Source organism: Sphingopyxis sp., assembly GCF_025869345.1.
Taxonomy (GTDB): domain Bacteria; phylum Pseudomonadota; class Alphaproteobacteria; order Sphingomonadales; family Sphingomonadaceae; genus Sphingopyxis.
The window spans coordinates 17,918-38,955 of sequence record NZ_JAOZVW010000097.1 but is presented as its reverse complement, the minus strand read 5'-3'; the positions used below and the strand labels follow the sequence as shown (position 1 = coordinate 38,955).

General features: G+C 66.6%; 17 protein-coding genes. 4 read left to right on the top strand and 13 right to left on the bottom strand.

Annotation, left to right across the window (positions count from 1 at the left end; translation table 11 throughout):
• Positions 1-311: 311 nt before the first annotated feature.
• From OJI97_RS10385 to radA, 4 genes are all read right to left on the bottom strand, one after another.
• Positions 312-2,189 carry a monovalent cation:proton antiporter-2 (CPA2) family protein gene (locus OJI97_RS10385; RefSeq protein ID WP_297663230.1) on the bottom strand — a complete coding sequence of 626 codons (1,878 nt, stop codon included), beginning with the start codon at positions 2,187-2,189 and terminating at the stop codon, positions 312-314.
• Positions 2,186-2,614 carry an iron-sulfur cluster assembly scaffold protein gene (locus OJI97_RS10380; RefSeq protein ID WP_297663229.1) on the bottom strand — a complete coding sequence of 143 codons (429 nt, stop codon included), beginning with the start codon at positions 2,612-2,614 and terminating at the stop codon, positions 2,186-2,188. The genes OJI97_RS10385 and OJI97_RS10380 overlap by 4 nt, the downstream gene beginning before the upstream one ends.
• Positions 2,611-3,162 (bottom strand): CvpA family protein, encoded by a 552-nt coding sequence (locus OJI97_RS10375; protein WP_297663228.1) that lies wholly within the window; start codon positions 3,160-3,162, stop codon positions 2,611-2,613. Before OJI97_RS10375 ends, OJI97_RS10380 begins: the two co-directional genes overlap by 4 nt.
• 168 nt (positions 3,163-3,330) lie before the next feature.
• Positions 3,331-4,701 (bottom strand): DNA repair protein RadA, encoded by a 1,371-nt coding sequence (radA, locus tag OJI97_RS10370; protein ID WP_297663227.1) that lies wholly within the window; start codon positions 4,699-4,701, stop codon positions 3,331-3,333.
• Positions 4,702-4,917: 216 nt separating this feature from the next.
• On the opposite strand from radA, the gene fsa reads away from it, so the two are divergent.
• From fsa to OJI97_RS10355, 3 genes are all read left to right on the top strand, one after another.
• Complete coding sequence (fsa, locus tag OJI97_RS10365) at positions 4,918-5,568, top strand: fructose-6-phosphate aldolase (RefSeq protein WP_297663226.1); 651 nt, start codon at positions 4,918-4,920, stop codon at positions 5,566-5,568.
• Positions 5,569-5,770: 202 nt separating this feature from the next.
• Positions 5,771-6,574: an enoyl-CoA hydratase-related protein gene (locus OJI97_RS10360; RefSeq protein ID WP_297663225.1), complete on the top strand. Its 804-nt coding sequence runs from the start codon at positions 5,771-5,773 to the stop codon at positions 6,572-6,574.
• Position 6,575: 1 nt separating this feature from the next.
• Positions 6,576-8,078 carry an acetyl-CoA acetyltransferase gene (locus OJI97_RS10355; protein WP_297663223.1) on the top strand — a complete coding sequence of 501 codons (1,503 nt, stop codon included), beginning with the start codon at positions 6,576-6,578 and terminating at the stop codon, positions 8,076-8,078.
• Between the two features lie 129 nt (positions 8,079-8,207).
• Here OJI97_RS10355 and OJI97_RS10350 read toward each other — a convergent pair whose 3' ends face one another.
• Complete coding sequence (locus tag OJI97_RS10350; RefSeq protein ID WP_297663222.1) at positions 8,208-9,710, bottom strand: aldehyde dehydrogenase family protein; 1,503 nt, start codon at positions 9,708-9,710, stop codon at positions 8,208-8,210.
• Positions 9,711-9,883: 173 nt separating this feature from the next.
• On the opposite strand from OJI97_RS10350, the gene acs reads away from it, so the two are divergent.
• Complete coding sequence (gene acs / locus OJI97_RS10345; RefSeq protein ID WP_297663221.1) at positions 9,884-11,851, top strand: acetate--CoA ligase; 1,968 nt, start codon at positions 9,884-9,886, stop codon at positions 11,849-11,851.
• A gap of 210 nt (positions 11,852-12,061) precedes the next feature.
• Here acs and OJI97_RS10340 read toward each other — a convergent pair whose 3' ends face one another.
• The 8 genes from OJI97_RS10340 to OJI97_RS10305 form a co-directional block, all read right to left on the bottom strand.
• Positions 12,062-12,793 carry a peptidase gene (locus OJI97_RS10340; protein WP_297663220.1) on the bottom strand — a complete coding sequence of 244 codons (732 nt, stop codon included), beginning with the start codon at positions 12,791-12,793 and terminating at the stop codon, positions 12,062-12,064.
• Positions 12,794-12,826: 33 nt separating this feature from the next.
• Positions 12,827-13,630, bottom strand: a complete 804-nt coding sequence (locus OJI97_RS10335; protein ID WP_297663218.1) for a transglutaminase family protein — start codon at positions 13,628-13,630, stop codon at positions 12,827-12,829.
• A 2-nt stretch (positions 13,631-13,632) separates the two neighbouring features.
• Entirely contained in the window at positions 13,633-14,577 is a 945-nt protein-coding gene (locus OJI97_RS10330) for an alpha-E domain-containing protein (RefSeq protein WP_297663216.1), read from the bottom strand.
• 71 nt (positions 14,578-14,648) lie between these two features.
• Entirely contained in the window at positions 14,649-16,088 is a 1,440-nt protein-coding gene (locus OJI97_RS10325) for a circularly permuted type 2 ATP-grasp protein (protein WP_297663215.1), read from the bottom strand.
• A 237-nt stretch (positions 16,089-16,325) separates the two neighbouring features.
• On the bottom strand, positions 16,326-17,060 hold the full coding sequence (locus OJI97_RS10320) for a sulfite exporter TauE/SafE family protein (protein ID WP_297663213.1): 735 nt from the start codon (positions 17,058-17,060) through the stop codon (positions 16,326-16,328).
• 117 nt (positions 17,061-17,177) lie between these two features.
• Positions 17,178-19,913, bottom strand: coding sequence for a preprotein translocase subunit SecA (gene secA / locus OJI97_RS10315; RefSeq protein ID WP_297663211.1), 2,736 nt, complete (start codon positions 19,911-19,913; stop codon positions 17,178-17,180).
• A 117-nt stretch (positions 19,914-20,030) separates the two neighbouring features.
• Positions 20,031-20,246, bottom strand: coding sequence for a hypothetical protein (locus OJI97_RS10310; RefSeq protein ID WP_297663210.1), 216 nt, complete (start codon positions 20,244-20,246; stop codon positions 20,031-20,033).
• A gap of 222 nt (positions 20,247-20,468) precedes the next feature.
• Positions 20,469-20,981 (bottom strand): hypothetical protein, encoded by a 513-nt coding sequence (locus OJI97_RS10305; RefSeq protein WP_297663208.1) that lies wholly within the window; start codon positions 20,979-20,981, stop codon positions 20,469-20,471.
• Positions 20,982-21,038 lie beyond the last annotated feature (57 nt).

Here is a 21,038-nt window from a genome sequence, read left to right as displayed (position 1 = left end):
GGTGCCCCTCCACCATGCTTCGCATGGTCCCCCTCCCCGTGCCGGGGAGGATCGGTTACGTCCGCTCACCACCCCAAAGCAGACATCGCCTAAATTAGGCCTTTCCTACATTATCGGGCTATGCCAGCCTTCATCCGGTTCTTTCATTGGTGAACAAAAAGAAGGTCGCCGCCTAACTCGCGGGTGCGGTCATGGCGGGGCGTGCCGGACGCATGAGCACGCCGCGAGGTCCAAACCGGGGCGCGCACAGGGCTGAACTTTCCTGAACTTTGGAAATGGCCCCGCGGCTTCGCGACGACCGGGCAGCGCGACTAGGCCGCCTGATCGGCTTCGGCCTCTTCGCGCGCGCGTTTCGCCGCCGCGCGTCGCTCGCGCAGCGCTTCCAGCACGCTCGCCGCCTGCCGTCCGCCGCCCGCGACGAAGCGATAGTCGCGCCCCGCGCCGAGATCGCCTTCGCTGATCTGCATCCCGAGCCGTTCGGCATCGAGCTGGCGCAGCGCCAGCTCGACATCCTCGATCTCGCGCGGCGCGACCTCGAGCTGCTGCAGCGCCATCGCGCCGAGCGCGATCGAGCTTTCGAACACCTCGCGCACCGCGCCCACGGTCCCCGCGCCGTCGATCGCCAGCAATTGCCGCCGGTCGAACACCCGCGCCAGCACGCGCGCATCGGGGAACGCCTCGACCACCGGCGCCAGCGCGGCGGCGTCGATGCTGCGGTCGTCGGTGCAGAAGATGATCAGCCGTGCCTCCTCGGCGCCCGCGCGGCGCAGCACGTCGATGCGCAGCCCGTCGCCGAAATAGACTTTGGTGTCGAAACGCCCCGACAGTTCGATCTGGCTCGGCTTCTTGTCGATCAGCGTCACCGAGCAATCGACCGCGTGGAGCATCTGCGCGACGATCTGCCCGAAACGGCCGTAACCGATGACGAGCGCCGACCCGCGCGGCGCATTTTCGGGGTCGTCGAGATCGGCCTCGCTCCCCGGCGAATATTCCAGATTGCGCGCGAACAGCATCAGGAACGGCGTCGTCATCATCGACAGGGTCACGACCGCGCTGAACAGGCTCGCCGCCGCGGGCGCGACGAGCAGGGCATCGGCCGCCTGGGTGAAAAGCAGGAAGCCGAACTCACCGCCCTGGCTGAGCAGCAGACCAAGGCCGAGCGCCGTGCTCCACGGCTTGCCGAACAGGCGGACAAGCAGGGTGAGCACCGCCGTCTTGACCGCGACCAGCCCGGCGGCGAGCGCGAGAACCAGCAAAGGCCGCTGCATCACGACGCCGACGTCGAGCACCATCCCGACCGCGAGAAAGAAGAGGCCGAGCAGGACGAGGCGGAACGGCTCGACGTCGGCTTCGATCTCGTGCCGATACGGCGAATCGGCGAGCATTACCCCCGCGATGAACGCCCCCAGCGCGGTCGACAAGTGGAGACTGTGCATGAAGGCCGCGCTCGCCAGCACCGCAAGCAACCCGACGACGACGAACAATTCGCGTTCGCCATAGCGGCCGACGAGGCGGAGCAGCGGATTGACGACGAAACGACCGACCAGCACGAGAATCAGGATCGCGCCGACCGTCGTCAGCGCCATCTGCCAGCCCGGCGGCGCCGAGGGGTCAGCGGGCGCGCGCGACAGCGCGGCGATGATCGTGATCATCGGCACGATCGCGAGATCCTGGAACAACAGGATCGAAAAGGCCTTTTCGCCGAAGGGCGAGTTGATCCGCCCCGAACTTTTGAGGCTCGGCAGCACCTGCGCGGTCGACGACAGCGCGAGCGGCAGGCCGAGCGCCAGCGCCGCCTGCCAACTGAAACCCAGCGTCACGAAGATCAGCCCGGCAAGGATCAACCCGGTGACGACGACCTGCGCGAGCCCAAGCCCGAAGATCGCGCGCCGCATGTCCCAGAGCCGCCGCGGGTGGAGTTCGAGGCCGACGAGGAAGAGCAGGAAGGCGATGCCGATCTCGGCGAAGGCGAGCTTCGATTCGGCGCCGCCGACCAGCCCCAACCCGTGCGGCCCGACGAGCGCGCCGGCGATCAGATAGCCGAGCACCGCGCCGAGGCCGAGGCGGCGAAAGAGCAGCACGAACAAGGTCGCGACGCCCAGCAGGATCGCGCCTTCGAGCAGCGCGGCGTCGGTCGCGGTTTCGCTCACGGCCGCGGCCGCGCCCGCCGCGAGACCCGTCAGGCTCATGCCGGCGCCGCCTGTCCCTCGAGCGCCGCGACCGCGGCGTCGAAGGGGAGCAGGATCGCGCCGTGCCGCGCGGGATAGTCCCGCGCGGCGGCGAGCAGATCAAAGCCCGGCCAGTCGGGCAGTCCGCCTTCGCCCGCGAACCAGCGCGCGATGGCGGCGCGCGCGGCGCGGATTTCGGCGAGGCTCCGGCCCGCGGCGTGGCGCGCGAGCAGGGTCGCCGACGCCTGCCCCAGCGCGCACGCCTCGACATGCATACCGATGCCGCTCACCCGGCCACCCTCGTCGGTGTCGACATCGAGCAGGATCGCGCTGCCGCACAAGGGCGCCCGCGCCGACACGCGGTGCCGCGCGTCCTCGCGCGGCGGAAAATCGGCCGACCCCACCGCGAGCGCCAATATGTCGCGGTTGTAGAGCGCGCCGCTCATGGCGCGCTCGCGGCCTGCCTGTCGGCGTCCGCCTGCGCCGACCGGGCTTCGGCGCGCCGCTCGGCGATCACCTTGCTCAGCGCTGCGCTCGTCGCGCTCAGCGCCGGATAGGTGCGGCTGTCCGCCATCCAGCCGGGGCGCTGCGCATTGCCGTAGCCGATGTCGTAAAGCAAAGTCGCGGCCATGAAGAGCAGGGTCGCGACCATCAGCCCCTTGACCGCGCCAAAGCCGGCGCCGAGCCCGCGATCGAAGCCGCCGACCAGCGAAGCGCGGCTGCGCTGCCCCATCGTCCGCGATCCCCATTTGGCGAGCGCGAACACCCCGCCGAACAGGATCACGAAGGCCAGCATCGCCGCGCCGCCGGGCGCCTCGATCCAGCGCGCGACGAAATCGGTGACCGCTGGATGGAAGAAGCGCACCGCAAGGATCGCGAGGACCCAGGCGAGAAGCGACGTCACCTCCTGCACCAGCCCGCGCAGGAAACCGAGCACGGCGCCGCCGCCAACCAGCGTGAGCACGAGAATGTCGAGGGCGGTCAGATTGGACACGTGTGCGGCCATCCTTGGGCGAAGAGTAAAAAGCTGGCGTGTCCCCGCGAAGGCGGAGACCCATCATCCGCCCGGGCAACACGCGCCGCCCGGTGATGGGTCCCCGCCTTCGCGGGGACACACGGATTTTGCAAGAGGCGATCGGCAGGCGAACAGCCGGGCAAGCGGTCAATCGCCCCCGGCACGCCCGAGCATCAGATCAACCAGTTCGCCCAATCGGGCAAAGCCGGTGACGCCGATCCCGTTCACGCCCTTCATCCCCTTCGGCCCCCAACCGCTCGAAAAGCCGAGCTTCGCCGCTTCGCGGAGGCGCAGCGCGTCATGGGCGACAGGGCGGATTTCGCCCGACAGCGACAATTCGCCGAAAACGATCGCGTCGGCGGGCACCGGCCGCTCGCTGAACGCCGAGATCAGCGCCGCCGCGACCGCGAGGTCGGCGGCGGGATCGGTGAGGCGATAGCCGCCCGCGATGTTCAGATAGACTTCGGCCGCGCCCATCTGCAGCCCGCAGCGCGCCTCCAGCACCGCGAGCACCATCGCCAGCCGCCCGCTGTCCCAGCCGACGACGGCGCGGCGCGGGGTCGCCCCGCTCGCGAGGCGAACGGTCAGCGCCTGCACCTCGACCAGCACCGGCCGCGTGCCTTCGAGCGCCGGGAAAACCACCGATCCCGGCACGTCACGGCCGCGGTCGGTCAGGAACAGGCTCGACGGGTTGGCGACTTCGCCCAGCCCCTCCTCGCCCATCGCGAACACCCCGATCTCGTCGGTGCCGCCGAAGCGGTTCTTCACCGCGCGGAGGATGCGGTAGAGGTGACTGCGCTCGCCCTCGAACGCCAGCACGGTATCGACCATATGTTCGAGCACGCGCGGCCCTGCGATCGTCCCGTCCTTGGTGACATGGCCGACGAGCACGATCGCCGCGCCGCTGTCCTTGGCGTAGCGGATCAGCTCCTGCGCGCTCGCGCGGACCTGACTCACGGTGCCGGGGGCGCTGTCGATCAGATCGCTGTGCATCGTCTGGATCGAATCGATGACGACGAAATCGGCGGTTCTGCTATCGAGCGTCGCCAGGATGTCGCGCACCGAGGTCGCGCTCGCCAGCGCCACCGGCGCATCGCCGAGCCCCAGCCGCTGCGCGCGCAGCCGCACCTGCGCGGCCGCTTCCTCGCCGCTGATATAGACGACCGACTTGCCCGCCTTCGCCAGCCGTCCCGCGGCCTGAAGCAGCAGCGTCGATTTTCCGATCCCCGGATCGCCGCCGATCAGCGTCGCCGACCCCGCAACGAAGCCGCCGCCCAGCGCCCGGTCGAACTCGGCGATGCCGCAGAGCATCCGGTCGGGCATCTTGCTGGCGGCGTCGAGCGTTTCGAGCGCCAGCGTGCGCCCGCCGCGCGACAGGTCATGCTTGGCCGAAAAGACGGTTTCCGTCGCCTCCTCGACCAGCGTGTTCCACTCGCCGCAATCGGCGCACTGGCCCTGCCAGCGATAGCTGACGGCGCCGCAATTCTGGCAGACATATTGGCGTTTCGCTTTGGCCATGGTCGGCGCTTAAACGGAACAAAAAACGAACGCCAGTAATTTCCCACCATCGTCACCCCGGACTTGATCCGGGGTCCCGCTCAGCGACGGCGAAAAGCGGGACCCCGGATCAAGTCCGGGGTGACGATGAAGGGTAGCGATGGTTCAATTTACGCACGTCTTGCTCTAGGGGATCAGCAGCACCCGAATCACCCATCCAGCAGGAACGCCCGCGCCATGAAATTCTTCGCCGACACCGCCGAAATCGCCGACATTCAGGAACTCGCCGCGACCGGCCTGCTCGACGGGGTGACGACCAACCCGTCGCTGATCGCCAAGTCGGGCCGCGACTTCAAGGAAGTGACCAGGGAAATCTGCGCGATCGTCGATGGCCCGGTGTCGGCCGAGGTCGTCGCGCTCGACCATGCGACGATGATGAAGGAGGCCGAAATCCTCCGCAAGATCGCCGACAATGTCTGCATCAAGGTGCCGCTGACGATCGACGGGCTCAAGACCTGCAAGGCGCTGACCGGCGACGGCACGATGGTCAACGTCACTCTGTGCTTCTCGGCCACGCAGGCGTTGCTCGCGGCGAAGGCGGGCGCGACCTTCGTCTCGCCCTTCGTGGGTCGCCACGACGACAATGGCTTCGACGGGATGCAGCTCATCGCCGACATCCGCCTGATCTACGACAATTATGCCTATGACACCGAAATCCTCGTCGCGAGCGTACGCCACGGCATCCATGTGCTCGAAGCCGCGAAGATCGGCGCCGACGTGATGACCGCGCCGCCTTCGGTGATCAAAGGCCTGTTCAAGCATGTCCTCACCGAAAAGGGCATCGAAGGCTTCCTCGCCGACTGGGCGAAGACCGGGCAGTCGATCTGACCAATCCTCCCCGGCACGGGGAGGGGGACCACCGAAGGTGGTGGAGGGGCACCACCGGTTTACCTTGCCATCGCAGTCGAGCCCTTTGACGCGCCTGCCCCTCCACCATGCTTCGCATGGTCCCCCTCCCCGTGCCGGGGAGGATTACAGTTGACGTAAACGTCAACTCGCGCCGATACTCGCCCGAAAGGGAGAGATTCGCATGACCGACACCGCCGAGCCCGCCGTCCTCACGACACGCAACGGCCATATCCTGACCATCACGATCAATCGGCCCGAGGCGCGCAACGCGGTCAACGCCGCGGTCCATGTCGGCATCGGCACCGCGCTCGACGAAGCCGAGGCCGACCCCGACATCCGTGTCGTCATCGTCACCGGCGCGGGCGACAAGGCGTTCTGCGCGGGGGCCGACCTCGTCGCGCTGTCGCGCGGCGGCGCGCTGGCCCCCGACGACAAGGCGCAGCAGGCGTGGGGCTTCGGCGGCTTTGCCGCGCATCCGATCTCGAAGCCGGTGATCGGCGCGGTCAACGGCTTCGCCTTTGGCGGCGGTTGCGAACTCGCGCTGATGTGCGACCTGATCGTCGCCGCCGAAAACGCCCAGTTCGGCCTCCCCGAGGTCAAGGTCGGACTGTTCGCGGCGGCGGGCGGCGCCTTCCGCATCGTCAAGCAGCTGCCGCCGAAGCTGGCGATGGAGCATCTGCTGACCGGCGATCCCTTCGATGCCGCGACCGCGCTGCGTTACGGCTTCGCGAACCGCGTCGTGCCGCTCGCCGAGTTGATGCCGACCGCCATCGCGCTCGCCGAGAAGATCGCGGGCAATGCACCGCTGTCGGTGCAGGCGTCGAAACGCGTGGCGCTGAGGATGCAGGACGGGCAGATCGCGGGCGACGACGCGCATTGGGCCGACAACAGCCGCGAGCGCAAGGCACTGATGGCGAGCGAGGACGCCCGCGAAGGCCCGCGCGCCTTTGCCGAGAAGCGCAAGCCCGTCTGGAAGGCGCGTTGATATGGCGATGACCGATCCCGAACGCATTCCCGTGATCATCGGCGTCGGGCAGGTCAATAACCGTCCCGACGATCCCGATCAGGGGCTCGATTCGCTCGGCCTGATGGCCGCAGCGTTGCAGGTCGCGGCGGAGGATGCGGGCGTGCCGCTCGCCGAGATCGACAGCCTCGCGATCGTCGACCAGATCAGCTTTCACCATCTCGGTAAGCTCTGCGAACCCCTGGCGGCGGCGATCGGCGCCAGTCCCGCGATCAATTATCAGTCCGCTGCGCCGCACGGCGACACGCCGGTGCGCCTGCTCAACGAGGCCGCGAACCGCATCGGCGCGGGCGAAGTCAGACTGGCGGCGATCGTCGGCGGCGAAGCGCTGCGCACCGCCGCCGGCCGCGCCGCCAAGGCCGCGAGCGGTGAGGACAAGAGCTATAACGCCGTGCGTCAGGTCGCGACCCGCCGCGAACCCAATTATGCGCAGAAGCATGGGCTGTCGGCGCCGGTCGACGTCTATCCGCTCTACGAGAATGCGACCCGCGCGGCGTGGGAGCAGAGCCTTGAGGACGCGCAGTTCGAAAGCGCCGAAATCTGGTCGCGCTTTTCCGAGGTCGCGGCCGAAAACCCCGGCGCGTGGATCAGGAAGCCCGCGAGCCCGGCCGACATATTGAAGGTCGACGAGCGCAACCGCCCGATCGCCTTTCCCTATTCGAAGCTGATGGTCGCCAATTCGTCGGTGAATCAGGGCGCGGGCTTCCTCGTCGCCAGCCTTGCCGAGGCGCGCCGCCGCGGCATCGCCGAGGACCGCTTGATCTATGTCGGCATGGGCGCCGCGGCGAAGGAACCCGCAAGCATCCTCCGCCGCGACCGCTACGACGGCAGCGTCAGCATGGAGACGTCGATCACGCGCACCCTCGCGCTCAACGCCATGACAGTCGAGGATTTCGACTGCGTCGAACTTTACAGTTGCTTCCCCTGCGTGCCGAAGATGGCGCGGCGTATCCTCGGCTGGCCGTGGGACCGCCCCGCGAGCGTTTTCGGCGGCCTGACCTTCGGCGGCGGGCCGATCGCCAATTATATGAGCCATGCCATAGTCTCGATGGTCGAGAAGCTGCGCAGCGAAGGCCGATACGGCTTCCTGTTCGCCAACGGCGGCTTCGCGACCGACAATCATTGCATCGTGCTGGGCAACCGGCCGATCGCCGCAGCGAGTTTCCCGCAGGATTTCGACTATCAGGCCGAAGCCGAGGCAAAGCGCGGCCCCGTGCCCGAGCTGGTCGAGGATTATGCAGGGCCGGCGACGATCGAGAGCTACACGGTCTTCTACGGCCGCGACGGTGCGCCGAAGGCCGGCGTCGTCGTGGCGCGCACGCCGGAGGGGCAGCGCACGCTGGCGCATGTCGATGTGAGCGACGCCGCGATGCTGGCATTCCTGACCGATGGGATAGCGGAGCCGGTGGGGACGAGCGGGCAGATTGTCGCGCTCGACGAAGGCTTCGGCTGGCGGGCAAGCTGATCCTCCCCCTTGGGGGAGGGCGGTGGACGGGCAGGTGCGTCCTTTTGCTTTCTATCGAGGCCAAACCGACTCGCCCGTGCCCCTCCACCATGCTTCGCATGGTCCCCCTCCCCGTTCCGGGGAGGATCTTCAGAGGTCGAACGACACCCCCTGCGCCAGCGGCAGCGCATCCGAATAATTCATCGTGTTCGTCGCGCGGCGCATATATTGGCGCCACGCGTCCGACCCGCTCTCGCGCCCGCCGCCGGTCTCCTTCTCGCCGCCGAACGCGCCGCCGATTTCGGCCCCGCTCGTCCCGAGATTGACGTTGGCGATGCCGCAATCGCTCGCCGCGAGGAAGCGTTCGGCCTCGCGCAGGTCGGTGGTGAAGATCGCCGACGACAGCCCCGCCGCGACCGCATTATGCTGCGCGATCGCCGCGTCCAGATCGTCGTAGCGCATCACATAGAGGATCGGGGCGAACGTCTCCTCCAGCACCGGCCCCACCTGCCCCGGCATCTCGATCAGCGCCGGGCGGACATAGAAGCTCGCCCCTTCGCCCACGCGTTCGCCGCCATGCACGATACCGCCTGCCGCCCGCGCTGCCGCCAACGCCTCCTGCATCGCCTCGAACGCAGCGCGGTCGATCAGCGGCCCGACGAGCACCTCGCCCGCCAGCGGGTTGCCGACCGCGACGCTGGCATAAGCCGCCTTCAGCCGCGCGACGAACTCATCGTAGATGCGATCGTGGAGGAACAGCCGCCGCGTCGTCGTGCAGCGCTGCCCTGCCGTCCCCATCGCCCCGAAGGCGACGCCGCGCAGCGCGAGGTCGAGGTCGGCCGAGGGCGCGACGATCACGCCGTTATTGCCGCCAAGCTCGAGGATCGCGCGCGCGAAGCGCTGGGCAAGGCGGGGCGCGACCGCGCGCCCCATCCGCGTCGACCCGGTCGCGGAGACGAGCGCGACGCGCGGATCGTCGACCAGCGCCTCACCGACCTCGCGCCCGCCGATCAGAAGCTGCGACAAGCCTTGGGGCGCATCGCCAAACCGCGCCGCCGCGCGCGCGAAAATCGCCTGCACGGCAAGCGCGGTCAGCGGCGTCTTCTCCGATGGCTTCCACACCACGCTGTTGCCGCAGACGAGCGCCAGCGCCGCATTCCACGCCCACACCGCGACCGGAAAATTGAAGGCCGAAATCACTCCGACCACGCCCAGCGGGTGCCAGACCTCCATCATCCGGTGCCCGGGCCGCTCGGTGGCGATGGTCAGGCCGTAAAGCTGGCGCGACAGCCCGACCGCGAAGTCGCAGATGTCGATCATCTCCTGCACCTCGCCCGCGCCTTCGGACGGAATCTTGCCGGCCTCGATCGTCACCAGCGCCGCCAGATCGTCCTTCGCGGCGCGCAGTTCCTCGCCGAACAGCCGCACCAGTTCGCCGCGGCGCGGCGCCGGAACCGCGCGCCAGGCGCGGAACGCCGCGACGGCCTGATTCAGCCCCGCATCGGCATCGGCGGCGTCGGCGACCCGCACCATCCCGACCTGTTCGCCGGTCAGCGGGGTCAGCGCCGGCATCGATCCGTCGGTCCATATGGTGCGGTCGACACCCAGGACATCCAGCAGACGCCCGACTTCTTCGCCGATGGCCGTCATCATAATTCCTTCCTCGTCACCCCGGACTTGATCCGGGGTCTGCCTTTCCGAAGGCAAAGGCGGATGCCGGATCAGGTCCGGCATGACGAGAAGCATAATCCTCCACGCCCTTGCAGTTTGTGGCTCGCGGGTTATCGATTCAAACGAGCAAAGCAAAGCCCATTGGGAGAGTCGCCGTGTCGTCCGAATTGCCCCCCTCCGAACCCTTCGTCCCCGTTCCCGCCGACGCTGCCGCGAACACCCATTGCACCGCTGCCGATTACGACCGCCTCTATGCCGAGAGCATCGCCGATCCCGACGCCTTCTGGGCCGAACAGGCGAAGCGCCTCGACTGGGTGACGCCGCCGACGAAAATCGCCGGCTGGTCCTTCGATCCGGTCGATATCAAATGGTATGAGGATGGCGTCCTCAACCTCTGCCACAATGCCGTCGACCGCCATGTCGCCGCCGGCCATGGCGACCGCACCGCGATCATCTTCGAGCCCGACGCGCCCGACGGCGAGACGCGCCATATCAGCTATGCCGCGCTGCTCGCCGACGTCATCCGCTTCGCCAACACGCTCAACAAGATGGGGGTCCGGAAGGGCGACCGCGTCACCATCTATATGCCGATGATCCCCGAGGGCGCGGTCGCGATGCTCGCCTGCGCGCGCATCGGCGCGGTCCACAGCGTCATCTTCGGCGGCTTCTCGCCCGAGGCGATCCATGGCCGGATCGAGGATTGCGGCAGCGATTGGGTGGTCTGCGCCGACGAGGGGCTGCGCGGCGGCAAGACCATTCCGCTCAAGGCCAATGTCGACAAGGCGCTCGAACGCATCGACGTGAAGGCGGTGCTCGTCATCGCCCACACCGGCGGCGACGTCGCGATGCAGGAAGGCCGCGACCATTGGTACGACGCACTGTCGGCCGATGTCGGCACCGAGTGCCCGTGCGAGCCGATGGGGGCCGAGGACCCGCTGTTCATCCTCTACACCTCGGGCTCGACCGGCAAGCCCAAGGGCGTGCTCCACACCGTCGGCGGCTATGCGGTGTGGGTCGCCTCGACCTTCTTCTATGGCTTCGATTACCGGCCGGATGAGATCTTCTGGTGCTCGGCCGATATCGGCTGGGTCACCGGCCACAGCTATGTCGTCTATGGCCCGCTTCAGAACGGCGCGACGAGCCTGATGTTCGAAGGCGTGCCCAACTATCCCGACCACGACCGTTTCTGGCGGATCGTCGACAAGCATCAGGTGAACATCCTCTACACCGCGCCGACCGCGATCCGCGCGCTGATGCGCGAGGGCGACGATTATGTGACGCGCCACGATCTTGGCTCGCTCCGCCTGCTCGGCAGCGTCGGCGAGCCGATCAACCCCGAGGCATGGCGCTGGTATCATCAGACCGTCGGCAAGGGCCGCGTCCCCGTCGTCGACACCTGGTGGCAGACCGAAACCGGCGGCATCATGATCACCACCCTGCCCGGCGCGCACGCGATGCAGCCGGGCAGCGCCGGGCGCCCCTTCTTCGGGGTCCGTCCGCAGCTCGTCGATGCCGAGGGCGTGGTGCTCGCCGACGAACAGAGCGGCGGCGCGGCCGAGGGCAATCTCTGCATCACGCATAGCTGGCCGGGGCAGGCGCGCACGCTCTACGGCGATCACGACCGCTTTGCCGCGACCTATTTTTCGACCTACAAGGGCAAATATTTCACCGGCGACGGCTGCCGCCGCGACGGCGACGGCTATTGGCGGATCACCGGGCGAGTCGACGACGTCATCAACGTCTCGGGCCACCGCATGGGCACCGCCGAGGTCGAAAGCGCGCTGGTGCTCCACGATCTGGTCGCCGAGGCCGCGGTCGTCGGCTTCCCGCACGACATTAAGGGCCAGGGCATCTACGCCTATGTCACCTTGAACGCCGGGGTCGAGCCGACCGACGCGGTCGCCGCCGCGCTCAAGCAGCAGGTCCGCACCGAAATCGGCCCGATCGCGACCCCCGACCACATCCACCTGACCCCCGCGCTCCCCAAGACGCGCTCGGGCAAGATCATGCGGCGCATCCTCCGCAAGATCGCGGAGAATGACTTCGGGTCGCTGGGGGATACGTCAACGCTGGCGGACCCGAGTCTGGTCGACGGGCTGATCGAGGGGCGGAAGAATAGATAACTTCCCTCGATTTAAGCGGGATGGCATCGCAGGCATCGTCATTGCGAGGAGCGAAGCGACGCGGCAATCCAGAGCGTGCGTAAACCGCCCTGGATTGCTTCGCTTCGCTCGCAATGACGAAGTGGGCCAATATAGCGTCATCAGACCATAAATGCTGTGAGCGTCCGCCTTCGCGGGGACACGCGGCCCTATTTCCTCAATTTCGGTCGGTCAGAAATGAAAATCCGGCAATTCCGCCAGCGCGATCCCCAGCGCCTCGGCCCAGCCGTCGGCGACGCTCTGGTAATAGGGGTCGTCGCGCTCGAACCGCCGTTCGCGCACGCTCACGAAATCGTCGCGTTCGTGAACCTTGAGGTCAATCGGCAGGTCGACCCCGGCGTTCGCCTGGATCGTCGAATCGAACGAGACACACAGCAATTTCACCGCATCCTCGAACGACATCACCGGATCATAGGAGCGCACGATCATCGGACGCCCATATTTGGTTTCGCCGATCTGGAAGAAGGGATTGTCCTCGCCCGATTCGATGAAATTCCCCTCGGGATAGATCATGAACAGGCGCGGCTCGGAGCCCTTGATCTGGCCGCCGACGATCAGCGAGGCGCGGAAGATCGATTCCGCCGCCGGCCCCTCGACGCCATAGCGGGTGACGATGCCGCGCAGCGTCTCGCCGATGATCGTCGCGACCTGGAACATCGACGGCGCGGCAAGAATCGACGGATGCCGGTCGGCGGGCGCCTTGGTGCGCTCGTCGAGCAGGCTGACCACCGCCTGCGTCGTCGCGAGATTGCCCGCCGACATCAGCGTGATCACCCGCTCGCCCGGCACATGCCAGCTTCGCATCTTGCGGACCTGCGAAATATCGTCGACGCCCGCATTGGTGCGGGTGTCCGACATGAACACCAGTCCCTTGTTGAGCCGCATACCAACGCAATAGGTCATCGAATCCTGTTCCCCCGCCCGGTTCCCGTCCGCTTATTGCTGGACCTGCAACTGGACAACCAGATTTTCCTGCGCCGCGCCATAGCGCATCCCGCGAACCGGGGCCGCATCGCGATAGTCGAGCCCCGTCGCGACACGAATATAGCGCTGGTCGGGCGAATGGCCGTTGCTGACGTCGAAGCCGATCCAGCCGATGTGGTCGAAATACGCCTCGGCCCAGGCGTGGGTTGCATCCTGCTGCGTGCGGTCGTTCATCATCAGATAGCCCGAGACATAGCGCGCCGGGTGGCCGAGGTGGCGCATCGCGGCGATGAAGATATGGGTGTGATCCTGACAGACCCCGCCCTCGCCCGCCAGCGCCTGCTCGGCGGTCGTCTCGGCATCGGTGATCCCGGCGCGCCAGGGCAATTTATCCAGAATCAGCACCGACAGCGCGTGGGCGCGTTCGATATCCGACGCGTAATCGCGCCCCAGCTGCGCCGTCAGCGCGCGTACCCCACGCCCCGCGCGCGTCAGCGGCGTCGGACGAAGGAAGGTCCACAGCGGCATCACGCCGCGATGCGGCCCGATCACCCCGTCCCACGTCACCAGCTCGACCTCGCCGGTGCAACGGATCGTCAGCTCGCGCACGCCGCCCCCGACCGACACCAGGTCGACGCCGTTGCCATGATGGTCGGAATAATGGAGCTGCCGCTCGCCCCCCTCGATCGCGATCGTCCAGTCGTGGATGAGCTGCTGCCCCGGCCGCTCCTTCGGCGTCAGGCGAAGCTGCTGGAGCGCATAGGCGACATGGCCGTCGAATTGATAATGGGTGCTATGATCTACGCGCAGTCTCATCGTCACTCCACGAACCGGTAATCGCGCTCGACCTGGCGCGCGAGCGCGCCGGTGGCGCCGAGGAAGCCGCTCAGATATTCGTGCAGCCCGCCGTCGAAGATCGCCTGGATCGGCGCCGACAGCCGGTCGCGGCACAGCGCCGCGGCCATCCGCCCCGCCTCGGTTTCTTCGGCATAGCCGCGCTGGATCTGCCCCAGATGCTCCTCCACCCGCTCGCAGCAGAAGGCCAGGCTACGCGGAAGCTGGCGATAGAGGATCAGGAATTCGGCGATCTTCAGCGCGCTGATCTCCGCCCCATAAAGCCAGCGATAGGCGCGGTGCGCGGACACCGAACGCAGGATCGTCTCCCACTGCACATTGTCGATCGAGCCGCCGATATGCGCGACCGACGGCAGCAGCAGATAATATTTGACGTCGAGGATGCGCGCAATGTTGTCGGCGCGCTCGAGGAAGGTGCCGAGCTGCGCGAAATGAAAGCCGTCGTTGCGCAGCATCGTCCCGGTCAGCGCGCCGCGCACTTGCCCGTTCTGGCGCCGGATCGCGGCGAGCGCGTCGGGCAGGTCGTCCTTGCGCACCTGTCGTTTGAGCAGCGCGCCCAGCGTCATCCAGCTCGTATTGACCGCCTCCCACACCTCGCGGGTCAGATAGGTGCGCGCGGTGCGGGCATTGTCGCGCGCCTGCTTGATGACCGACAGGATGCTCGACGGATTGGCGGGGTCGCGCAGCATGAAATCGACGACGCGCTGCGAACTGTAATCCTCGCCATGCGCCTGGCGGAACCGGCCGTCCTGCCCCGCGGTCACCAGCACCGACCGCCATTCGGCCTCGGCGGTGTTCGACCGCGTCAGCGCGATGCGGAACCCCGCGTCGATCAGGCGGGCATTATTCTCGCTCCGCTCGAGATAGCGCGCCATCCAGTAGAGGCTGCCGGCGGTTTTCCCTAGCATGGGCGCACCTCCATCCCCTCCCGCAGGCGGGAGGGGACCAGAGCGCGCACGCGAGATGGCGGCCATCCCCATCAATCCTCCAGCACCCATGTATCCTTGGTCCCGCCGCCCTGACTCGAATTGACCACCAGCGACCCGCGGGTCATCGCGACGCGCGTCAGCCCGCCCGGCGTGATCGTGATCCCCTGCGGCGACATCAGCACGAAGGGGCGCAGGTCGACGTGGCGCGGCGCCAGCCCCGCCTTGGTGAAGATCGGCACGGTCGACAGCGACAGCGTCGGCTGCGCGATATAATTGCCCGGATTGGCCTCCAGTTTCTTGCGGAACGCGGCAATCTCCTTCTTGCTCGCGGCCGGTCCGACGAGCATCCCGTATCCGCCCGACCCGTGGACCTCCTTCACCACCAGCTCGGGCAGCCGGTCGAGCACTTCCTTCAAATGCTCCGCCTCCGAACAGCGCCACGTCGGCACATTGGGAAGCAGCGCCTTTTCGCCGGTATAAAATTCGATGATGTCGGGCATATAGCTATAGAGCGCCTTGTCGTCGGCGATCCCCGTTCCCGGCGCGTTGGCGATGGTGATGCCCCCGGCGCGATAGACGTCCCAAATGCCGGGCACGCCGAGCAGCGAGTCGGGTCGGAAATTGAGCGGGTCGAGGAAATCGTCGTCGACGCGGCGATACAGCACGTCGATCGGGCGATAGCCCTGCGTCGTCCGCATCTGCACGCGGCCCGCGACGACGCGCAAATCGTGTCCCTCGACCAGTTCGGCGCCCATCTGGTCGGCGAGGAAGCTGTGCTCGAAATAGGCACTGTTGTGGATGCCGGGGGTCAGCACCGCGACCGTGGGCGTGCCCGCGCATTGCGGCGGCGCGCAGGCCGAAAGCGATTTCAAGAGGTTGAGCGGATAATCGCTCACTTCACGCACCGAAATCCGCGCGAACAGCTCGGGAAACATCTGGAGCATCGTCTCGCGATTTTCGAGCATGTAGGAGACGCCCGACGGGGTGCGGGCATTGTCCTCGAGCACATAGAATTCGTCGGCGCCGGTGCGCACGATGTCGATGCCGCTGATGTGCGTATAGACGCCGCCCGGCGGGTCCATCCCCATCATCATTGGCAGAAACGCCTCGTTGCGCGCGATCAGCTCGGTCGGCACCCGCCCGGCGCGCAAAATCTCCTGCCGGTGGTAGATATCGTGGAGGAAGGCGTTGAGCGCCCGCACCCTCTGCTCGATCCCGCGCGACAGCCGCCGCCATTCGCCCGCCGAGATGATGCGCGGCACGACGTCGAAGGGGATCAGCCGCTCGTCGGCCTCATCCTGTCCGTAAACGTTGAAGGTGATGCCGGTGGTGCGGAAAAACGCCTCGGCCTGCTGCGTCTTGCGCTGGATGCGCGCCGCGTCCTCCTGCGCGAACCAGTCGTGATAGTCGCGATAGGGCGACCGGACCTCGCCCGTCTGTCCTGTCATCTCGTCGAAAAAGGAAATGCCCCAGCCCTTTCCACGCAACATGCCAACGGTCCGGCCGCACGCGATGGTCGGGCGTGCGCGGCCCCTTCATTCCTGCCTGCTGCGTCGCTTGTCTGGCTACGCGGCCGTCAAGCTTATGGAGAGGATGCTAGCACCGCCGCGCGGGAAGGCAAGATGGGTCAAAACATTCCAACTAATTGAAAATGCTTCCGTGCTCCCGCGAAGGCGGGAGCCCATCTTCGGTCGGTGCCATTTTGAACCCGCAGGAGGAGCTATTGGCTAGAAGCCGAACAGCAGCCGCACCCCCACGAACCCGACGAGCAGCGCGGTCAGCTGCCGGATCAGGGTCGCGCCGCCGGCGCGGACAGCAAGCTGGGTGCCGATCGCGCCGCCGATCAGCACCGCGATCAGCAGCGGCCAATGCCCCGCGATCGCGTCGAGCATCGCGCCGCCCTTGCCCTTGATGAGCTGGCCGGTCAGCCCGAACAGGCTATTGACGAGAATGAACAGGCTCGCCGTCGCGGCGACCGAGCGCGCCTCGGCCCAACGGATCAGGTGGAGGATCGGGGCGAGGAAAATGCCGCCGCCGATGCCGACGACACCCGCAAGATAGCCGATTCCCGCCGCGATCGGCAGCAACAGCTTCGCGGGCAGCGCAACGGGCTTCGCCGCCTGCGGCTGGAACATCAGCGCGAGCGCCGAGGCGAGCAGCGACAGGCCGAGCAGGACGACGAGCACGCCCTGCTTGACCGGCGTCAGCCCGCCGAGAAAGGCCATTGGCGCCGCGACCGCAATCAGCGGCAGCGCCTTTGCCCACGGCATCGCCCCGGCGCGCGCGAAGCGGATCGTTCCGCCGGTGACGACGATGACGTTGCACGCCAGGCTGATCGCCGGAACCAGCCCCACCGCGACCCCGCCGAGCAGCAGCAGCGCGGTATAGGTCGACCCGCCGCCGAACCCGACCGCGGCATAGAGCAGGGCGGTCAGGCCGAAGAAGGCAGCGAGGCTGGTCATGGTTATCCCCCTATCCCGTCATCCCGGCAAAAGCCGGGATCTCACCGGTGCTTATGAACGCAAGGTCGAGATCCCGGTCTTCGCCGGGATGACGATTAGGATAAGGACCGGCAGGCGTCAAAGCACCCCGTGGCAATGCTTGTATTTGCGCCCCGACCCGCACGGGCACGGCGCGTTGCGGCTGATTTCCAGCGCCGCATAGGGATTTTCCCCCTCGGGCAGGTCGGGTCGCGGCGCCTGCATCGGCGGCAGCGTGTTGGCGATCACGCCCAGTTCGCCCGCATCGATGTCGGCGCTGTTGTCCTCGCCGGTGAAGGGGTCGATGTGGTTGGTCAGGAAATCGGGCAGGTCAGGCAGCGCCGCGGGCTCGGGTTCCTGGAACTGGAAATCGATCCGCGCCACGGTGCGCGTCACATCCTCGCGGATATTCTGGAGCATCCGCTCGAACAGCGCGAACGCCTCCTGCTTATATTCGTTGATCGGCTGTTTCTGCGCATAGGCGCGCAGGAAGATCGCCTGGCGCAGCGCGTCGAGCGTCGAGAGATGGTCCTTCCAATGATGATCGAGCGTCTGGATCAGGATCGATTTCTCGACATTATGCCAGGTGTCCTGATCGACCTGCGCCGCCTTGCCGGCGGCCGCGGCGTCGGCGAGTTCCTGGATGCGCCCCTCGAAGATTTCGGGGTCGAGCTCGTCTTCCTGCATCCAGTCGTCGATCGGCGGCGCCAGGTCGAGAACGTTGGCGACGCGCTCCTTGATCGCCTCGACGTCCCATTGCTCGGGATAGCTGCCCGGCGGGCAGGCGTCGGCGATGATCGCATTCACCGTCTCGGCCCGCATTTCGGCCATCACGTCGTCGACGGTTTCGCTGTCGATGATCTCGCCGCGCTGTTCATAGACGACCTTGCGCTGGTCGTTCATGACGTTGTCATATTCGACGACCTGCTTGCGGATGTCGTAGTTGCGCGCCTCGACCTTCTTCTGCGCGGTCTCGATCGCCTTCGACAGCCATTTCGACCCGATCGCCTCGCCGTCCTCCAGATTCTTGTTCATCATCTTGGAAAACAGCGTGTCGGGGCCGAAGATGCGCAGCAGATCGTCGTCCAGGCACAGGTAGAATTTCGACAGGCCGGGGTCGCCCTGGCGCCCCGAACGGCCGCGCAGCTGGTTGTCGATGCGGCGGCTTTCGTGGCGCTCGGTCGCGAGCACGAACAGCCCGCCCGCGGCGCGCACGGCTTCGCGCTCGGCGGCGACTTCCTCGTTGATGCGCGCGATCGCGGCGTCGCGTTCGGGGCCTTCGGGCACGTCCTTCAGCTCGTCCTCGATGCGGAATTCCTCGCTGCCGCCCAACTTGATGTCGGTGCCGCGGCCCGCCATGTTGGTCGCGATGGTCACCGCGCCGGCGCGCCCCGCCTGCGCGACGATATGCGCCTCGCTCTCGTGGAAGCGCGCGTTGAGGACGCTGTGCGCGACCTTTTCCTTTTCGAGGAAAGACGACAGCAATTCCGACTTCTCGATCGACACGGTGCCCACGAGCACGGGCTGGCCGCGCTCCTGCGCCTCGCGGATCGTGCGCGCGATCGCGCCGAACTTGTCGGTGATATTCTTGTAGAATTCATCCTCGTCGTCCTGCCGCGCGATCGGGCGATTGGTCGGGATGGTGACGACGTTCATCTTGTAGATTTCAAAGAATTCGGCCGCTTCCGTCGCCGCGGTGCCGGTCATGCCGGACAGCTTGGGATACATGCGGAAATAATTCTGGAAGGTGATCGACGCGAGGGTCTGGTTCTCGGGCTCGATCTGGACGCCTTCCTTGGCTTCGACCGCCTGGTGCAGGCCGTCGGACCAGCGGCGGCCGTCCATCATGCGGCCGGTGAATTCGTCGATGATGACGACCTTGCCGTCCTTGACGATATAGTCGGTGTCGAGCTTGAACATCACGATCGCCTTCAGCGCCTGATTGACGTGATGCACGACCTGGGTGTTCTCGATGTCGTAGAGGTTGCTGCCCTGGAGCAGCCCCGCGGCTTCGAGCAATCGCTCGACATGCTCGGTGCCGTCCTCGGTCAGGCTGATCGATTTCGCCTTCTCGTCCTTTTCATAATCCTCTTCGACGAGCTGGTGCACGACCTCGTTGACGCGGATATACAGCTCCGACTTGTCGTCGGTCGGGCCCGAGATGATCAGCGGCGTGCGCGCTTCGTCGATCAGGATCGAATCGACCTCGTCGACGATGCCGAAGTTGAACTCGCGGTGGACCATCTGCGCGCGGTCGAACTTCATATTGTCGCGCAGATAATCGAACCCCAGCTCGTTGTTCGTCGCATAGGTGATGTCGCTGTTATACGCCTCGCGCCGCTGCATCTCGTTGAGGTTGGGGACGATGATGCCGGTGGTCAGACCCAGGAAGCCATAGACCGCGCTCATCCATTCGGCGTCGCGCTTGGCGAGATAGTCGTTGACGGTGACGACATGGACGCCCTTGCCCTCGAGCGCATTGAGATAACAGGGCAGCGTCGCCATCAGCGTCTTGCCCTCGCCGGTCGCCATCTCGGCAATCTCGCCGCGGTGGAGGACGATGCCGCCGATCATCTGGACGTCGAAATGGCGCATGCCGAGCGTGCGCTTCGACGCCTCGCGGACCGTCGCAAAGGCTTCGGGCAGCACATCGTCGAGCGTTTCGCCGGCATCGAGCCGGTCGCGGAATTTCTGCGTCTGCGCCTGCAACTGCTCATCGCTATAGGCTTCGAGCTCGGGCTCGAAGGCGTTGATCCTGGCGACGATCTTGCGGATCGAATTGACGTAACGCTCGTTGGACGAGCCGAACAGGCTCTTGGCAAGACTGCCGAACATAGGGAATTTCCTTGGATTTCGATGCGATCGGGGCGGCGAAGATGCCGCGCGGTCTATAAAGAAAATCCCCGCGCGAACGCAGGGAAGCGGCCCGGGCAAGGGCGCCGGCCGGTGCGGCTATTCGAGCGCGCGGTCGACCCCGGTCAACAGGCCGGGAAGATGCGGCGGCGCCGCCTTGCGCGGCTTGCCGCCGCTGACACCGCTGCTGCTCGAGCGGCGGGTGGGGGTGGTGGCGACGGGGCGGTGTTCGCTGTCGCCGGTGTCGGCCTTGCCCGTGCTTTCGGCGAGCAGGACCAGCGACCCCATCGCCATCGGAACGGCGGGCGCGGCCATAGCCCGGTCCGCCGTGGCAAACCCGGTGAGCAACGCCAAAAGAGTCAGCAACAGCCGCAAGAATCGCCCCTCAACACGTCGGGAGCGCAGATTATTGCTCCCCGTTCCCTGAACATAGGGTGAAACGGCCGCGGCGTCCAGAGGAAGCGCGCGGGCGGGCGTGGGTGAGACCGAGGAACGCCCCGCCCATCCCCTCCCGCAAGCGGGAGAGGGGTATCCCCGTCACCCCAGCCCCGGATTCAACCCCTTCACTTCCAGCAGGAAACTCTTGGGCTTCTTGAAGAATTTGCTCTTGCGATCGACCTTCAGCCCGACGACCTCGGCCAGTTCCATCACGAAATGGACGCAGTTCGCCTTGTTCAGGCTATAGCTCGGCTGTTTGCGGTCCTGCCATTCACGAACCTTCGCGATCAGCCGGGCATAGGTCGCGTCGTCGACGGTGACGCTGAACTGGCGGTCGCTCTTGGCGATATAATCGGCCTTCGACGTCTGGACATAGCCCTTCACCGACCCGAGCAGGATCGCCGGGCTGACATTCTTCGCGGTGAAGCCGAAATTATTGTCGACCGCCTGCCCGCTGCCGTCGAGCGTGCCCTTGACCGTGATGAAGGCGTGCGGAAAGCGGTCGCCAAAATCATGGCTGTAAAAGCTGACCGTCACCGCCGCCTCCGCGGGAAGCGCGGTGCCGAGGCAAAAGGCCAGCAAGGTCAGGAACATCAGGCGCAGGCGAAACATCGCCGCCCTGATAGCGACGCCACCCGCCCCTTGCCAAGCCGCGATTGCGGCTTGACG

Coding starts and splice junctions, on each gene's coding strand:
- OJI97_RS10385 (WP_297663230.1), bottom strand. CDS start 2,189: ATGAGCCTGACGGGTCTCGCGGCGGGCGCGGCCGCGGCCGTGAGCGAA.
- OJI97_RS10380 (WP_297663229.1), bottom strand. CDS start 2,614: ATGAGCGGCGCGCTCTACAACCGCGACATATTGGCGCTCGCGGTGGGG.
- radA (WP_297663227.1), bottom strand. CDS start 4,701: ATGGCCAAAGCGAAACGCCAATATGTCTGCCAGAATTGCGGCGCCGTC.
- fsa (WP_297663226.1), top strand. CDS start 4,918: ATGAAATTCTTCGCCGACACCGCCGAAATCGCCGACATTCAGGAACTC.
- OJI97_RS10360 (WP_297663225.1), top strand. CDS start 5,771: ATGACCGACACCGCCGAGCCCGCCGTCCTCACGACACGCAACGGCCAT.
- OJI97_RS10355 (WP_297663223.1), top strand. CDS start 6,576: ATGGCGATGACCGATCCCGAACGCATTCCCGTGATCATCGGCGTCGGG.
- OJI97_RS10350 (WP_297663222.1), bottom strand. CDS start 9,710: ATGATGACGGCCATCGGCGAAGAAGTCGGGCGTCTGCTGGATGTCCTG.
- OJI97_RS10340 (WP_297663220.1), bottom strand. CDS start 12,793: ATGACCTATTGCGTTGGTATGCGGCTCAACAAGGGACTGGTGTTCATG.
- OJI97_RS10335 (WP_297663218.1), bottom strand. CDS start 13,630: ATGAGACTGCGCGTAGATCATAGCACCCATTATCAATTCGACGGCCAT.
- OJI97_RS10330 (WP_297663216.1), bottom strand. CDS start 14,577: ATGCTAGGGAAAACCGCCGGCAGCCTCTACTGGATGGCGCGCTATCTC.
- OJI97_RS10325 (WP_297663215.1), bottom strand. CDS start 16,088: ATGTTGCGTGGAAAGGGCTGGGGCATTTCCTTTTTCGACGAGATGACA.
- OJI97_RS10320 (WP_297663213.1), bottom strand. CDS start 17,060: ATGACCAGCCTCGCTGCCTTCTTCGGCCTGACCGCCCTGCTCTATGCC.
- secA (WP_297663211.1), bottom strand. CDS start 19,913: ATGTTCGGCAGTCTTGCCAAGAGCCTGTTCGGCTCGTCCAACGAGCGT.
- OJI97_RS10310 (WP_297663210.1), bottom strand. CDS start 20,246: ATGGCCGCGCCCGCCGTTCCGATGGCGATGGGGTCGCTGGTCCTGCTC.
- OJI97_RS10305 (WP_297663208.1), bottom strand. CDS start 20,981: ATGTTTCGCCTGCGCCTGATGTTCCTGACCTTGCTGGCCTTTTGCCTC.